The following is a 14013-nucleotide window of genomic DNA, read 5'->3' as shown; positions in this document are numbered from 1 at the left end:
GCCCGCGCCCCGGTCACACCGGGACGGGCGCCTGTCCTCTCTCCTTCAGGGCGAGCAGGGCGACCGCGCCGAGCAGCAGGACGCTCCCGCACGCCGTCGCCGGGGTGAGCCGTTCGCCGAGCAGCAGGATCCCCAGGATCGCCGCGCCGACCGGCTCCACCAGGGAGATCACGGCGGCCGTCGTGGCGCGTACCGCGGCGAGGCCGGTGAAGAAGAGCCCGTAGGCCAGGGCCGTCGGCACCGTACCGAGATAGGCGACGACCGCCCAGGAGGCGAGCGGGTCACCGGAGGGCAGCAGCCCCTGGGCCCACGCGACGGGGAGCAGGCAGATCCCGCCGACGACGAAGCCGCCCGTCGCGGTGGCGTACGGCTCACCGGTGGAGGCCCGGTTGAGCAGGGTCACACCCGCGTACCCGGCCGCCGACAGCAGGGCCCACCCGATACCGGCCGCCGAGAAGGCCGCCCACCCGTCGCCGAGCGTCAGCACGGCCAGGCCGGTCAGGGCGATCGTGACCGCGCCCAGCCCGGTGGCGCCCAGGCGCTCGCCCAGCAGCAGCCGCCCGCCCGCGGCCACCAGGACGGGGGTGGCGCCTATCGTGACCACGGTGGCCACGGCCAGGCCCGATTCGGCGATCGCCGCGAAGTAGGCCGTCTGGTAGACGGCCATCGCCACGCCGGTGACCAGGACCCGCCCGAGCACCGGGCTCCGCCAGGCGAGGCGGGCCGGCCGGAGGACGGCGAGCGGTCCGGCGGGCCGGGGCCCGCCGGGGGCCGGGTCCCATCCGGTGGGACGGGTCCGCCGAGCGATGGTGAGTGGTCCGGCGGGCCGGGGCCCGCCGAGGCCGAACAGGAGCCTGGCCAGCAGGAGCACGGCGGCTCCGGCGGCGAACCGCCAGAAGGAGACGGCGACGGGGCCGAGCCCGCCCGTCTGGTGGAGCAGCGCGCCGGCGGCGCCGCCGGTGCCCCAGGCGGTCGCCGCGATGGACACGTACAGCAGGCCCCGCCGTACGGAGACATGCGTCATGGAGATCTCTCCAGATGAGGTGGTCGTCGTCAGGTCGCACGTATGCGGACGGCAAGCACCCACCGGACCGCTCGGGTCCGGTCGTCAGGAGAGAGGGCCGCCCGCTAGGGGGCGGTCGGCGGGGAGACGATCAGGAACATGGAGTCACCCTAACCAGGCTCTCCTCACGGCGGCCACCACTTATCCCGGCCACCAGCCGTTCCGGCCCGCGCTCCGGTGCCCGAGCCGGTCCCGGTCCCGGTGCCCGGGCGGGCCCCGCGAACTGTTCCGGCAAACGTGACAGCAGCTGACAGGTATGGGCGCGACGATCGTTCCATGACCACGACAGCACAGCTTCTCGCCGTGAACATCGACTGCGCCGAGCCCAGGCGGCTGGCCGAGTTCTACGCGGCCGTCCTCGGTTACGAGATCCAGTACGCGGAGGACACCTACGCCGGTATCGGCGACGGCACGACGAGCATCTACTTCCAGCAGAACCTCGACCGCAAGCCGGCCGCGTGGCCGGGGCCCGACAAGCAGTTCCATCTGGACGTCCGCGTGCCCGACCTGGAAGGGGCCGTCCGGGACTACCTGGAACTCGGAGCCACCCGGCCCGACTTCCAGCCCGGCGAGGGAAAGTGGGTCGTGCTCGCCGACCCCGAAGGGCACCTGTTCTGCGTCTGCCCGCCCAGCGGCCAGTGACCAGCGGCCGGTGACCACCGGCCGCGCGGACACCTTAGGGCCGGGTGGCCGGCCGGGCTCCGCCGGGCACGGGGAGATCGCCGGCCGTGCGGACGCCCCGGACCCGGGCACCGTTCGCGCCCCGGCCCGAGGTGATCACCGGCCGTGCGGGTCCCGGGCAGGGTGCCCCCGTCCGGGGCCGTGGGGGGCGGGGCGGCGCGTTCCTCCGGATGACTGGACGATCCGGGAGGGATGCGCTGAAGTTGCCTTCCGGACTCTCTCCTCCCCGGAGGCGGCGGAGAGCCCGTTCTCCCTCGTCCGAGGCTCGTCCGAAGGCGGAGGCCCCCACCCCGAGGAGGATTGATGAGGCGGCACCCCCGGCGCGGGACGGTCGGCGTGATCTCACTCGTCGCGGCGGGGGCGGTGGCGACGGTCGCGCTGGTGGCGAGCCGGGCCGGGGCACCGGACCTGGCGGCCTACGTCCCCCTGCCCGGCCTGCTCGCCCTGGTGGCCGCGGTGCTCGCGGGGGTGGGCGCCGGGCTGACCCTGGCGCGTCCCCGGCGGGACGACCGCGCGGCACTGCGCGTCCTGTCCTGGTGGTGGGTCCTCGCCGGCGTCGTGCTCATCGTCGTGTCCATGTGGGGCGCCACGGCCGTCCTGCTGTTCCTCGCGGACACGGCGCCGGACGCCTCCAAGCGCGTCGAGATGCGCCTGGACGCGGTGAAGACCGGCCTGACCGTGGGTGCCGGGGCCGTGGGGCTGGTGGCGCTCCTCCTGGGCGTGCGCCGCCAGTGGCTCGGGGAGCGTACGCAGGCCTACCAGGAGTACGACGCCGGCGAGCGGCGCGTGACCGAGCTCTACACCAAGGCGGCCGACCAGCTCGGGCACGACAAGGCCGCCGTGCGCCTGGCCGGCCTGTACGCCCTGGAACGCGTCGCGCAGGACAATCCCGAACACCGTCAGACGGTCGTCGACGTGATCTGCGCCTATCTGCGGATGCCGCCTCCCTCGGCCGCGCCGGGGGAGGCGGAACCCGCCGGCCGGGAGGAGACCATCGACCCGCAGGAACTCCAGGTGCGCGCCACGGCCCAGGTGATCCTCAGGAACCACCTGCGCTGGAGCAGGTCCGAGCCGGTCAGGCCCGTCACGTTCTGGCCGGACATCGACGTCGACCTCACGGGCGCGTGGCTCGTGAAGCCGGGGTTCGTCGACTGCCGGATGCGCCGGGCCGGGTTCGGCGGAGCCAGGTTCGAGGGGTTCGCCCGCTTCGACAGGGCCGTCTTCGAGGGCGTGGCGGTGTTCGGGGGAGCGGTCTTCAGCGGCAGGGCGGCCTGGGGGGAGGCCAACTACAAGGCGGGCTTCGAGGGCGCGGTGTTCAAGGACGAGGCCGCGTTCCGGCAGGCGGTGTTCGCCCTCCGGGCGGATTTCAGGGGGGTCACGTTCGAGCGGGAGGCGTTCTTCAACCGGGCCGTCTTCAGGGACCGGGCTCTCTTCCGCGGGACCACCTTCGAGGGGGTCGTGCTCTTCGGCGACGCCGTGTTCGAGGACGAGGCGGTCTTCCGCCAGGCCACTTTCGCGGGAGGGACGTCCTTCGGCGAGGCCGTCTTCACGACCGCGCCCGCCTTCTGGGAGGCGACGGTACGGGAGGCTCCCGCCGGCCGGCGATCCTGGCCCGCCGGGTGGCGGGAGACCGCCCGCGATGACGGCTCCGGCACGGCGCATCTGGTCCGGGATGTCCGCGAGAACCGGGAGAACCGCGGGAACCCCGACGACTCCCGGTCCGGCGATGACGGCCCCGGCACCCCGCATCTCGTCCTTGAGGGCACCGAGGACCTCGAGAACCCCGAGGGCACCGAGGACCGTGCGGACTCCCGGCCCGGCGAGCCCGCCGCCCGGACCGGTGACGGCGGTCGGGGTGCCGATCGGATCCGGACCGATGACCGGGATGCCGGTCATGCCAGAGGTGCCGGTTCGTGAGGGTGTTTCCCGCCGGAGGGGGGCGTCGCTCTCGTCGGCACCGGCCGGACGACGCCTCGCCGCGTCTCGTACAGGCAGAAGAAGGTCCCTACCCGTTCGCCGTGCGCCTTAAGCTTGCGGGATGACCCGTGAATCGCTTCTTTCCGGATGCCCCGTCCGTTATGTGAGGTGGCGATGACCTGGGTCGGGATATCGATCGCCCTGGTCGGCGCGCTGGGATACGCCCTGGGAGCCGCGCTCCAGCAGTTCGAGGCGGTCTCCGAGGGCGCGTCGCTGAAGCTGATGAAGCGGCCCCGCTGGTGGCTCGGCGGCGTCATCGGTTTCACCGGGGCGTCCCTGCACGCCGTCGCCCTCAGCTTCGCGCCGCTGATCGCGGTGCAGCCGATCAGCGTGGCGACCCTGGTGTTCGCGGTGCCGCTGGCGGCGATGCTGCACGGCAGGCGCCCGCACAAGGCGGAGATCATCGGTTCGATCGCGGTGGCCGTCGGGCTGCTCGGGCTGCTGTTGCTCGTCCCCGCGCACCCCGTGAAACCCCACATGACGAACCAGGAGGCGCTGGGCTTCCTCGGCTGCGTCGGGCTGGTCGTGCTGGTGACCCATCTGCTGGCCAGGAAGATGACCGGCTCGGCCCACGCGCTCGCGTTGTCGGTCGGCGCGGGGGCGGTGACGGCCAGCGTCTCCACCTTCGTCCGGGTGGTGGGCGGCACCTTCGACGGCGACCTGAGCACGCTGCTCAACTGGTTCACGGTGGCGATTCCCGTGCTGCTCGTCTGCGCGGTGGTGCTGCTGCAGAAGACCTACGAGGTGGGTTACTTCGGCATCTCCTACGCCGCGGTCCAGATCGTCGACCCGATCACCTCGATCCTCGCGGGCGCGCTCCTGCTCGACGAGGCGGTGCCCAGCGGCTGGCTGAACGTGATCCCCGCCCTCGGCGCCGCCGCGCTGCTCGTCTGGGGGACGATCACCCTGGGACGGCTCTCCCCCGACCAGGGGGTTCCCGCCACGGTGCGCGAGAAGGCGGGCGTCGCGCGGTAGTCGCGAAACAGCGCGGGGCCAGGCGGGGTCCAGGCGGGGTCAGGTGGAGGGCGGTGTCCAGCCGAACACCTCGTCCATCGCGCCGTTCACGCTCGCCGGGGCGAGCCGCCAGCTGAGCGCCATCATCGTGTCGCGCAGCCGTACGGCCAGCGGGCCGCGCATCCGGGTGGCGCGGCAGACCGCCGCGGACCGGGCCACGATCCTGGACGTACGCTCCAGCCGCGCGGCGCTGTAGCCGGCCAGCACGTCGTTCCCGCCGGTCGGCCCGCCGCTTCCGGCCGGTGATACGCCGCTTCCGCCGTCCGCGCCGGTACCGCCGGTGAACCTCCCGCCGTCGCCGACCACGTGGGCCAGCACCACCGCGTCCTCGATCGCCTGGCAGGCGCCCTGACCCAGGTTGGGGGTCATGGCGTGCGCGGCGTCGCCCAGCAGGGCGACCCTGCCCCGGTGCATGGCGGGCAGCGGGGCGGCGAGGTGGTGGACGTCGTTCCTCAGGACCTTCTCCGGCGAGGCCGCGGCGAGCAGCTCCGGGATCGGGGAGTGCCAGTCTCCGAACAGCCGGCGCAGCTCGGCCAGCTGGTCCCCGCCACCGCCGCCCGCCGGGACGGTGTCGGTGGCGTAGCAGTAGGAGGTGCCCCCGGCCAGTGGCATGACGCCGAAGACCTTGCCCCGCCCCCAGCTCTCGTACGCCTGACCCGGGACGCCCTCGGCGGGGATGAGCACCCGCCAGCTGGTGACGCCCGCGTAGCGAGGGGCGGGATGGCCGGGGAACAGCGCCGACCTGACGGGAGAGTGGATGCCGTCGGCCGCCACCACCAGGTCCGCCTCCGCCGGCCCGTCGGGGAGGGTCACCAGGCCGCTCTCCGGGTCGACCTCCGAGACCTCGGTGTTCAGCCGGACCGTGCCGGGTTCGAGGTGGGAGGAGAGCACGTCGACCAGGTCCGCGCGGCGCAGCAGCACCACGGAGTCGCCGCCGTTGCGCGCCGAGGCGGCCTCCACGCTGGTCCTCACCAGCCACCTGCCGTCGGAGCGCCGGATGCCGCCGGCGCCCTGGACGGCCGACAGCTTGCGGATCTCGTCACCGGCCCCGATCGTGTCGAGCGCCTTGAGCGCGTTGGCGGCGACGGCCAGCCCCGAGCCGACCGGCTCCAGGGACGCCGCCCTCTCGAACACCGTCACGTCCCAGCCCCGCCGCTGGAGCGCCACCGCCGCCGTCAGCCCGCCGATGCCCGCTCCGATGACCACCGCACGTGCCATGACCTTCTCCTTTACTACGGATGTAGTGAAGGTTACTACGCCTGTAGTCGAACTACAAATGTAGTATCGAAGGGTGAAGTCCCAACGCGCGGAGCTCGTCGCCGACACCGCCATCGCCCTGCTGGCGGATCGGGGAATGCGCGGCCTGACCCATCGAGCCGTGGACGAGGCGGCGGGTCTGCCGCCGGGGTCGACCTCCAACCTGGCCCGCACCCGGTCCGCGCTCCTGGAGCTGACCCTCGCGCGGCTCACCCAGCTGGAGTCGGCCGCGTTCGCGCCGATCCTCGAGCCTCCGGCGCCGGACGTGGTCGAAGCCCTCGCCGAGATGACGGCCCAGGCGCTCTGGACGCAGCTGACCGTCGGCCGCCGCCGGACGGTCGCCCGCTACGAGCTGGCCCTCGAGGCCACCCGCCGCCCCGAGCTGCGCAGGATCTACGACAGGGCGGGTGAGCGCTTCCGCGCCCCCGTGGTCGCGATCCTCTCCACCGCGGGATCGTCCGACCCGGTACGGCACGGACGCCAGATCATCGCCTTCAGCGAGGGAGTGATCTTCGACGCCGTCGTCGGCGCCGGAGCGGAACCGACCCTGGAGGACCTCCGGCTGGGGGTCAGGGAACTCCTGCGCGGCATGCTCGGCCGTGAGGGACCGTAGGTCACGAACCGCCGGGCAGGCCGGTGAGGCGGGCGCGGTGGGCCGGCCACTCGTCGTCGAGGATGCTGAAGTAGGCGGTGTCGCGCCAGGTGCCGTCGGCACGGCGGCGCTGGCGGCGCAGGGTGCCCTCGGCGACGCCGCCGAGGCGCCTGATCGCGTCCTGCGAGCGGACGTTCAGGTTGTCGGTCTTGAGCTGGACCCGGTTCACGCCGAGCTTGTCGAAGGCGTGGTCGATCAGCAGGACCTTGCACTCGGTGTTCACCGCGGAGCGCCACACGGACCTGCCGTACCAGGTCCAGCCGATCTCGATGCTGTCGGCGTATCCGGGGGTGTCGATGTAGGTGGTCCAGCCGACCGCGCGGCCGGTCTCCCTCAGGATCACCGCGAACGGCACGTGGTCCGGCGTCTCGATCAGCCGTACCGCGATCTCCGTCAGCTCGGCCTCGGTGCGCGGGGTCGGGGCGGGCATCCAGCGCCACACCTCGTCGTCGCCGCCACCGGCCAGGAACAGATCGGGGAGGTGGTCGCCGGTCAGCGGCTCCAGCCGTACGGTCTCGCCTTCGAGGACGACGGGAACGGGCATCTTCGCGGTCATGGAGACGACCCTAGAACCTGCGGCGGACCTGCTCGAAGGTCCACTCAGGGGGTGTTCCCGGGGACCACTCGGCGCTCGAACTGCGCGAGCCTGCGTCCCGCCGCGGAGTCCTCGATCAGCCGGATGAGACGCTTCTCCCTCGTCTCGGGCCGCTTCGCGGTGGTCACCCAGTGCAGAGCGGTCCTGCGGTAGCCGGGCGGCTGGCTCTGGAACCACTCCCACGCCGCCGTCTCCGCCCGGAAGCGGCGCTCCTGCTCCTCGTCCAGCGCGGCGTCCTCGGTCCGCTCGTGGGAGTAGATCACCGAGTTGTCCTCGGTCCGCTGCTCGAAGGCGAGCAGGCCCGCGGGACGCATCAGGCCGCGCTCGGTCAGTTCGGCGACCTTGGCGATGTTGACCGCGCTCCACGTGCTGCGCGCCTTGCGCGGCGTGAAGCGGATGCTGTAGCTCTCGGCGTTCACGGTCCTGCGGACGCCGTCGATCCAGCCGAAGCACAGGGCCTGCTCGACGGACTCGGGCCAGGTCATGCTCGGGCGGCCGGTGCCCTTCTTGAAGAAGCCCACCAGCAGTTCCCTCTCGGTCTCGTGGTGCGCCTCCAGCCAGGCGCGGAACTCCTCGGGGGTGGCGAAGAAGGCGGGGTCCATGGGGTCGAGCATAGAGGGCCTGTCGACAGACATACCGTCCGGTCGGTACCCTCACGGGAGACCGTGAGGAGGGGCCATGGATTTCGCGTTCGACGCCGAGACCGAGGAACTGCGGGGACGACTGCTCGGCTTCATGGACGAGTGCGTGTATCCGGCGGAGGAGGCCTTCGAGGCCCAGGCCGCCGAGAGCGGGTGGGCCACTCCACCGCTGATGGAGGATCTCAAGCAGGAGGCGCGCAGGCGAGGTCTATGGAACCTGTTCCTGCCGGGCGAGCACGGCGCCGGCCTGACGAACCTGCGGTACGCGCCGCTGGCCGAGATCATGGGCCGCTCGCCGAGGATCGCCCCGACCGCGACCAACTGCGCCGCCCCCGACACCGGCAACATGGAGGTCCTCTCCATGTTCGGCAGCGAGTGGCAGCGCAAGGAGTGGCTGGAACCGCTGCTGCGTGGCGAGATCCGGTCGGCGTTCGCGATGACCGAGCCCGACACCGCGTCCTCCGACGCCACGAACATCGCGCTGTCGATCGTCAGGGACGGCTCCGAGTACGTCGTCAACGGCCGCAAGTGGTTCGCCTCCGGCGCGATGAACCCCAACTGCAAGATCTTCATCGTGATGGGCAAGACCGACCCCGAGGCGTCCTCGCACCGGCAGCAGTCGATGATCCTGATGCCGCGCGACACGCCCGGCATGCACGTCAGGCGGGGCATGCACGTCTTCGGCTACTCCGACTCCGACCACGGCGGGCACGCCGAGATCGTGTTCGAGGACGCCAGGGTGCCGGTCGACAACCTGATCGGCGAGGAGGGCGGCGGCTTCGCGATCGCCCAGGCCCGCCTCGGGCCCGGCCGTATCCACCACTGCATGCGGCTGATCGGGATGGCCGAGCGGGCCGTCGAGATGATGTGCGTCCGGACCCTGTCGCGGAACGCGTTCGGCAAGCCGATCGCCCAGCAGGGTGTCGTCCAGGACTGGATCGCCGAGTCGCGGGTGAGGATCGAGCAACTCCGCCTGCTCGTGCTGAAGACCGCCTGGCTGATGGACACCGTGGGCAACCGGGGCGCCCACGCCGAGATCCAGGCCATCAAGATCGCCACACCGCGCGACGTGGAGTGGATCCTGGACAAGGCGATCCAGTCCCACGGCGCCGGAGGCGTCAGCCAGGACTTCCCGCTGGCCGGCCTCTGGGCGGGCGCCCGCTCGCTGCGGCTCGCCGACGGGCCCGACGAGGTCCACAAGCGCTCCCTGGCCTACCGGGAGCTTAAAAAGCATATGTGACCCGGCGTCGCTCCGGCCATCCCGTACACCCGGGGCGGCGCGGGGGCCGGGGCGCCCCGGAGGCGCGGGGCGCGCGAACCGACGACGGCCGGCTGACGGCCGACGAGGCTCGACGGAGGTCGGCGAAGGTCGGCGAAGGTCGACACAGGTCGACGAGGATCGATGGAGATCGACGAAGGGAGCGTCCGTGGCGCTGGACGAGAAGGCGGTCAGGGAGCGCGCTGCCGCGTTCCTGGCCGGGCACGACCCCGCCGGGGACCGGCTGGAGTTCCTGCGGGCCAGGTTCGACGCCGGGCTGGCCTGGGTGCACTTCCCCGAGGGGCTCGGCGGGCTCGGAGCGGCGCGCGAGCTGCAGGGCGTCGTGGAGCGCGAGCTGGAGGGGACGCCGCAGATCAATCCCGGGCTGCAGACGATCGGGCTGGGGATGGCGGCGCCCACGATCCTGACGTTCGGCACCGACGAGCAGCGCAGGCGGTTCCTGCGCCCGCTGTGGACGGGCGAGGAGATCTGGTGCCAGCTCTTCAGCGAGCCCGGCGCCGGTTCCGACCTGGCCACGCTCGGCACCCGCGCGGTCAGGGACGGCGACGAGTGGGTGGTGGACGGGCAGAAGGTGTGGACCTCCGGCGCCCACCACTCCCGCTGGGCGATCCTGGTCGCCAGGACCGACGCGGACGTGCCCAAGCATCGGGGGCTCACCTACTTCGTGTGCGACATGCACGCCCCCGGGGTCGAGGTCAGGCCGCTGCGGCAGATCACCGGCGAGGCCGAGTTCAACGAGGTCTTCCTCACCGGCGTACGGCTCGGTGACGACCTGCGGCTGGGGGAGGTCGGTGACGGCTGGCGGGTCGCGCAGACCACGCTCATGAACGAGCGGGTCGCCATCGGCGGCGCGCCGGTCCGGCGGGGCGGCGGCGTGGTCGGCCTGGTCGCCGACACCTGGCGCTCCCGGCCCGAGGCGCGCACCCACGACCTGCACCAGCGCCTGCTGCGCCTGTGGGTGGAGGCGGAGGTGACCCGCCTGGCCGGTACGCGCCTGCGCGAGCAGCTCTCCGCCGGGCAGCCGGGACCCGAGGGCTCCGGCATGAAGCTCGCCTTCGCCGACCTCAACCAGGCCCTGTCGGGGCTGGACGTGGAGCTGCGCGGGGAGGAGGGCCTGGTCTACGACGACTGGACCTTCCGCCGCTCCGACACCGTCGACTTCTTCGGCCGGGGCCCCGGATACCGCTACCTCCGCGCCAAGGGCAACTCCATCGAGGGCGGCACCTCGGAGATCCTGCGCAACATCATCGCCGAGCGCGTGCTCGGCCTCCCCTCGGAACCCCGCGTCGACAAGGACGTGCCCTGGAAGGACCTTCCGCGATGAGACGGAGCGAATCCGACGCAGTGAGCGGAGTGGGTCGCGAGGGACGAGCGGGCCGCGTAGTGAACGAGGAGTGGTGAGCGACCGATGACACTGCTGTACACCGAAGTCGAAGAGGAGCTCAGGGCCTCTGTGCGGGATCTTCTCGCGGACCGCTGCGGGGCCGACGCCGTGCTGAGGCGTGCCGAGTCCGAGGCGCCGTACGACATGGACCTGTGGAAGACACTGTCCCGGGACATCGGGGTGGCGGGCCTGCTGGTGCCGGAGGAGTACGGCGGGGCGGGGGCGTCGGCGCGGGAGGTCGCGGTGGTGCTGGAGGAGCTGGGGCGGGCGGTGGCGCCGCTGCCTTTCCTCACCAGCTCGGTGCTCGCCACGAAGGCCCTGCTGCAGGTCGGCGAGGAGGACCTGATCCAGGAACTCGCCTCGGGGGAGACGACGGCGGCGCTCGCGGTGTCGCTGGCTGCCTCGCCGTACCGGCCGCTGCCGGAGACCGTCACCGTCACGGACGGCGGGGTGCTGAACGGGGAGATCACGGCGGTGGCCGGCGCGGACGTGGCGGACGTGCTGCTCGTACCCGTCGGGACGGCGCTCTACCAGGTGGAGGCGGTGAATGTCCGGATCGACGTGGTGCCGTCGCTCGACCTGACGCGGCCGGTCGCCACCGTCACGTTCTCGGACACCCCCGGTCATGCGATCGGCAGGCTCGACGTGCGGAGGGTGCTGAACTTCGGCGCGGGCCTGCTCGCCTCCGAGCAGCTCGGGGTCGCCGAGTGGTGTCTGAGCACGACGCTCTCCTACATCAAGGAGCGCCACCAGTTCGCCCGGCCGGTCGGCTCCTTCCAGGCGATCAAGCACCGGATGGCCGACCTCTGGCTGGACGTGGTGCGGGCCCGCGCCGCCGCGAGGAACGCGGCCGACCTGCTGGCCGCGGACCCGGGCGCGTCCGATGCGGGGGAGGCGGCCAGGGACCGCGAGCTGGCGGCGGCGGTGGCCGCGTCGTGGTGCTCGGAGGTGGCGGTGCACGTCGCCGAGGAGAGCGTCCAGCTCCACGGGGGGATCGGGATGACCTGGGAGCACCCGGTGCACCTGTATCTCAAGCGCGCCAAGTCCGCCGAGATCGCGCTCGGCACCCCCGGTGCCCACCGGGAGGCCGTGGCGGCCCTCGCGGACCTGCCCGGTCCCGCCTGACGCCTGACCGCGTGCCGACACGATGACCCCCGGCTCCGTGCCGGGGGTCGTCGTGCTGTCAGACCGTGAAGCTCATCGCGCTGCCACGCCGTGGAACAGGGTGTCGATGATCCGGGCGGCGAGCGCGTCGGGGTCGGGCTTACCGGATTCGCCGGGCCTGTCCCAGGTGGGGCCGCACGCGGTCTCGTTGAGCAGGGCCAGGTAGACCTGGCGGGTCCAGAGAAGGTCGGTGCCCGGGGGGAGCAGCCCGGTCTCCCGGGCGCGCAGGAACAGCGCGTCGCACCTGTCCATGGTCTCGGCCTGGATGCTCGCGGCCTCCTCGCCGAGCGGGTTGACGTGGCTGAGGGCGAACCGCCAGCGGGACTTGATGTGGAGCACGTTCGTGGTGGCCTGGTGCAGCGCGACCAGCGGGGGAGCGGTGTGCGGCCTGGCCGCTTCGACGGCCGCGCTGATCTCCCGCCACGCGGCGGTCGTCATGATCTCGACGAGGGCCTCCCGGCTGGCGAACCGCCGGTGAACGGTGGTCCTGGCCACCCCGGCAGCCTCCGCGATCTGCTCCATCGTCGCGCCCGGATTCTCGCCGAGCAGCTGCTCGGCCGCCTCCATGATCGCCCGGATGCTGCGCTCGGCGTCCGCTCGCAGCGGGCGGCCCTTCGTCTCCATAGGCAGATGCTACAGGAATGATCCCGCTAAAATCTTTAGTGGTACACGAGTGTTGCAGATAATCGACAAGCTGCTACTTTCGAGGAGTGTCAGGACATCGAAAGGAAGATCGTGATGAGTAAGACGGCTTTGGTGACCGGTGCCTCCTCGGGCCTCGGCATGGAGTTCGCCCGACGGCTCGCCGCCCGCGGGGACGACCTCGTGCTGGTCGCCCGTTCGGTCGACAGGTTGGAGAAACTCGCCGATGAGCTGCGGAGTTCGTACGGCGTGCGGGCCGAGGTGGTCGGCCAGGACCTCGCGGCGCCGGACGCCGCGTCGCGGGTGGCGGAAGAGGTGGCCGCCCGGGGGATGACCGTCGACCTGCTCGTCAACAACGCGGGCTTCGGTACGGCCGGCCGGTTCGCCGAGATCCCCGCCGAGCGGGATCAGGACCAGCTGATGGTCAACGTCGTGTCCATGGCGGGTCTGACGCACGCGTTCGTCCCGGGCATGGTCGAGCGCGGCGGGGGCGCGGTCGTCAACGTGGGATCCACCGCGGGCTTCCAGCCCACGCCCTACTTCGCGACCTACAGCGGGTCCAAGGCGTTCGTGCTCACCTTCAGCCTCGCCCTGTGGAGCGAATTCCGGGGCAGGGGGGTGAAGGTGCTGGCGCTCTGCCCGGGGCCGGTCCAGACGGGGTTCTTCGACGCGCTCGGCACGGACGACGCGAAGATCGGCGCGCAGGAGCTGACGCCGGAGGCCGTCGTCGGGGCCGCCCTGCGCGCGCTCGAGCGCGACCGGGGCTACGTGATCCCCGGGGTGGGCAACTCCGTCTCGACCCGGTTGCTGGCCAAGTTGCCGCGCAGGCTCGTCGCCCTGCTCGGGCGGAGGGTCACGCGGGGGGTGCTGGCCGATCCGGTCGCAGCGAGGTGAGCAGCAGGTCGGCGAAGTGCGCCCCCAGCTCGGGACCGGAGAGCGCGCCCTCCGCGCTGTACCAGGTGCCCAGGTGGTGGACGGAGCCGAAGAAGAAGTCGACGACGATGTCCGCGGGGACGTCGCTCCTGAAGGTGCCCTCGCGCTGCCCCTCGGTCACCAGGTCGCGGAAGCGCTCGTGATAGTTGCGCCGCTCGGCGCGGACGACCTTGCGGGTGTCGGGCGCGAGCAGGTGCATCGAGCGGAAGAAGATCTTGGAGTCGTCCAGGTTCTCCACCGTGGTCGTCACGACGTCCGCGGCGGCGGAGTGCAGGCGTGAGGCCACCGGCCCCGGGCCGTCGGCGAAGTGGGTCAGCCGCTCCATCTGCAGGCGCAGCACGCGCCCGTAGATCTCGTGGAGCAGGTCGTCCTTGGAGTCGAAGTAGTGGTACATGGCGCCCTTGGTGACGCCGGCCGCCGAGACGACCTCCTGCACCGACGTACTCTCGAAGCCTCGCTCGGCGAACAGGCGTGTGGCCTCGCTGAGCAGGCGTTGCCGTACCGGCTCCTGGTCCTGAGTCATGCGTCCCCCATGGTGTGGTGAGGGAAAGCATACCGACTGGTCGGTTGCGCCGCTGGTGGCTGGCGAATGTGTGTTACTTGCGTCACCTTCGCGATCCAGGGATAGCTGGAGCCCCCGATCGGGTATTTCATAGTCTAAGGATCTTCAGCGTGGCAGGTCCCCCCTCCCGTCCTTCCCGACCGTTCTAGCCATGGGGGTTCGCTATGCC

General features: G+C 72.0%; 14 protein-coding genes. 8 read left to right on the top strand and 6 right to left on the bottom strand.

What is annotated here, in order from left to right; all coding sequences use genetic code 11:
• Positions 1-13: 13 nt before the first annotated feature.
• Positions 14-1024 carry a DMT family transporter gene (locus tag ACVCAG_RS21120; RefSeq protein ID WP_447190141.1) on the bottom strand — a complete coding sequence of 337 codons (1011 nt, stop codon included), beginning with the start codon at positions 1022-1024 and terminating at the stop codon, positions 14-16.
• Positions 1025-1339: 315 nt separating this feature from the next.
• Here ACVCAG_RS21120 and ACVCAG_RS21115 point away from each other — a divergent pair, with 315 nt between their 5' ends.
• The 3 genes from ACVCAG_RS21115 (at position 1340) to ACVCAG_RS21105 (ending at position 4696) form a co-directional block, all read left to right on the top strand.
• Positions 1340-1705, top strand: a complete 366-nt coding sequence (locus ACVCAG_RS21115; RefSeq protein ID WP_447190140.1) for a VOC family protein — start codon at positions 1340-1342, stop codon at positions 1703-1705.
• Positions 1706-2047: 342 nt separating this feature from the next.
• A complete protein-coding gene (locus ACVCAG_RS21110; RefSeq protein WP_447190139.1) occupies positions 2048-3661 on the top strand; it encodes a pentapeptide repeat-containing protein in 1614 nt (537 codons plus the stop codon).
• A gap of 174 nt (positions 3662-3835) precedes the next feature.
• Positions 3836-4696 carry a hypothetical protein gene (locus tag ACVCAG_RS21105; RefSeq protein WP_440081550.1) on the top strand — a complete coding sequence of 287 codons (861 nt, stop codon included), beginning with the start codon at positions 3836-3838 and terminating at the stop codon, positions 4694-4696.
• A gap of 39 nt (positions 4697-4735) precedes the next feature.
• Here ACVCAG_RS21105 and ACVCAG_RS21100 read toward each other — a convergent pair whose 3' ends face one another.
• A complete protein-coding gene (locus ACVCAG_RS21100) occupies positions 4736-5953 on the bottom strand; it encodes an FAD-dependent oxidoreductase (RefSeq protein WP_447190138.1) in 1218 nt (405 codons plus the stop codon).
• Positions 5954-6026: 73 nt separating this feature from the next.
• On the opposite strand from ACVCAG_RS21100, the gene ACVCAG_RS21095 reads away from it, so the two are divergent.
• Positions 6027-6605 (top strand): TetR/AcrR family transcriptional regulator, encoded by a 579-nt coding sequence (locus ACVCAG_RS21095; RefSeq protein WP_447190137.1) that lies wholly within the window; start codon positions 6027-6029, stop codon positions 6603-6605.
• A gap of 1 nt (position 6606) precedes the next feature.
• Here the strand turns inward: ACVCAG_RS21095 and ACVCAG_RS21090 are convergent, their stop codons facing one another.
• Entirely contained in the window at positions 6607-7200 is a 594-nt protein-coding gene (locus tag ACVCAG_RS21090; protein WP_440081547.1) for a GNAT family N-acetyltransferase, read from the bottom strand.
• A 44-nt stretch (positions 7201-7244) separates the two neighbouring features.
• The gene (locus tag ACVCAG_RS21085) at positions 7245-7841 is read right to left on the bottom strand and encodes a YdeI/OmpD-associated family protein (RefSeq protein WP_440081546.1); all 597 of its coding nucleotides are present in this window, start codon (positions 7839-7841) and stop codon (positions 7245-7247) included.
• A gap of 76 nt (positions 7842-7917) precedes the next feature.
• Here ACVCAG_RS21085 and ACVCAG_RS21080 point away from each other — a divergent pair, with 76 nt between their 5' ends.
• The 3 genes from ACVCAG_RS21080 to ACVCAG_RS21070 all read left to right on the top strand — a co-directional run bounded on the left by ACVCAG_RS21080 (position 7918) and on the right by ACVCAG_RS21070 (position 11668).
• A complete protein-coding gene (locus tag ACVCAG_RS21080; protein WP_440081545.1) occupies positions 7918-9120 on the top strand; it encodes an acyl-CoA dehydrogenase family protein in 1203 nt (400 codons plus the stop codon).
• 187 nt (positions 9121-9307) lie between these two features.
• Positions 9308-10483, top strand: a complete 1176-nt coding sequence (locus ACVCAG_RS21075) for an acyl-CoA dehydrogenase family protein (protein ID WP_440081544.1) — start codon at positions 9308-9310, stop codon at positions 10481-10483.
• Between the two features lie 84 nt (positions 10484-10567).
• On the top strand, positions 10568-11668 hold the full coding sequence (locus ACVCAG_RS21070; protein ID WP_447190136.1) for an acyl-CoA dehydrogenase family protein: 1101 nt from the start codon (positions 10568-10570) through the stop codon (positions 11666-11668).
• A 72-nt stretch (positions 11669-11740) separates the two neighbouring features.
• On the opposite strand, the gene ACVCAG_RS21065 is transcribed toward ACVCAG_RS21070, so the two are convergent.
• Positions 11741-12331 (bottom strand): TetR family transcriptional regulator, encoded by a 591-nt coding sequence (locus ACVCAG_RS21065; RefSeq protein WP_440081542.1) that lies wholly within the window; start codon positions 12329-12331, stop codon positions 11741-11743.
• A 114-nt stretch (positions 12332-12445) separates the two neighbouring features.
• Between ACVCAG_RS21065 and ACVCAG_RS21060 the strand changes: the two genes are divergently transcribed.
• Complete coding sequence (locus ACVCAG_RS21060) at positions 12446-13243, top strand: SDR family NAD(P)-dependent oxidoreductase (RefSeq protein ID WP_440081541.1); 798 nt, start codon at positions 12446-12448, stop codon at positions 13241-13243.
• Here ACVCAG_RS21060 and ACVCAG_RS21055 read toward each other — a convergent pair.
• Positions 13203-13805, bottom strand: coding sequence for a TetR family transcriptional regulator (locus ACVCAG_RS21055; RefSeq protein WP_440081540.1), 603 nt, complete (start codon positions 13803-13805; stop codon positions 13203-13205). The two genes, ACVCAG_RS21060 and ACVCAG_RS21055, sit on opposite strands and share 41 nt — an antisense overlap.
• Between the last annotated feature and the right edge of the window lie 208 nt (positions 13806-14013).

This window comes from Streptosporangium sp. G12 (assembly GCF_052983175.1).
Note: the sequence above shows the minus strand (reverse complement) of the source record. Positions and strands in the feature narration are given on the sequence as shown.

Excerpts from the sequence above, each read along its gene's own strand:
- ACVCAG_RS21120 (WP_447190141.1), bottom strand. The coding sequence starts at position 1,024 with ATGACGCATGTCTCCGTACGGCGGGGCCTGCTGTACGTGTCCATCGCG.
- ACVCAG_RS21115 (WP_447190140.1), top strand. The coding sequence starts at position 1,340 with ATGACCACGACAGCACAGCTTCTCGCCGTGAACATCGACTGCGCCGAG.
- ACVCAG_RS21110 (WP_447190139.1), top strand. The coding sequence starts at position 2,048 with ATGAGGCGGCACCCCCGGCGCGGGACGGTCGGCGTGATCTCACTCGTC.
- ACVCAG_RS21105 (WP_440081550.1), top strand. The coding sequence starts at position 3,836 with ATGACCTGGGTCGGGATATCGATCGCCCTGGTCGGCGCGCTGGGATAC.
- ACVCAG_RS21100 (WP_447190138.1), bottom strand. The coding sequence starts at position 5,953 with ATGGCACGTGCGGTGGTCATCGGAGCGGGCATCGGCGGGCTGACGGCG.
- ACVCAG_RS21090 (WP_440081547.1), bottom strand. The coding sequence starts at position 7,200 with ATGACCGCGAAGATGCCCGTTCCCGTCGTCCTCGAAGGCGAGACCGTA.
- ACVCAG_RS21085 (WP_440081546.1), bottom strand. The coding sequence starts at position 7,841 with ATGGACCCCGCCTTCTTCGCCACCCCCGAGGAGTTCCGCGCCTGGCTG.
- ACVCAG_RS21080 (WP_440081545.1), top strand. The coding sequence starts at position 7,918 with ATGGATTTCGCGTTCGACGCCGAGACCGAGGAACTGCGGGGACGACTG.
- ACVCAG_RS21070 (WP_447190136.1), top strand. The coding sequence starts at position 10,568 with ATGACACTGCTGTACACCGAAGTCGAAGAGGAGCTCAGGGCCTCTGTG.
- ACVCAG_RS21065 (WP_440081542.1), bottom strand. The coding sequence starts at position 12,331 with ATGGAGACGAAGGGCCGCCCGCTGCGAGCGGACGCCGAGCGCAGCATC.
- ACVCAG_RS21060 (WP_440081541.1), top strand. The coding sequence starts at position 12,446 with ATGAGTAAGACGGCTTTGGTGACCGGTGCCTCCTCGGGCCTCGGCATG.
- ACVCAG_RS21055 (WP_440081540.1), bottom strand. The coding sequence starts at position 13,805 with ATGACTCAGGACCAGGAGCCGGTACGGCAACGCCTGCTCAGCGAGGCC.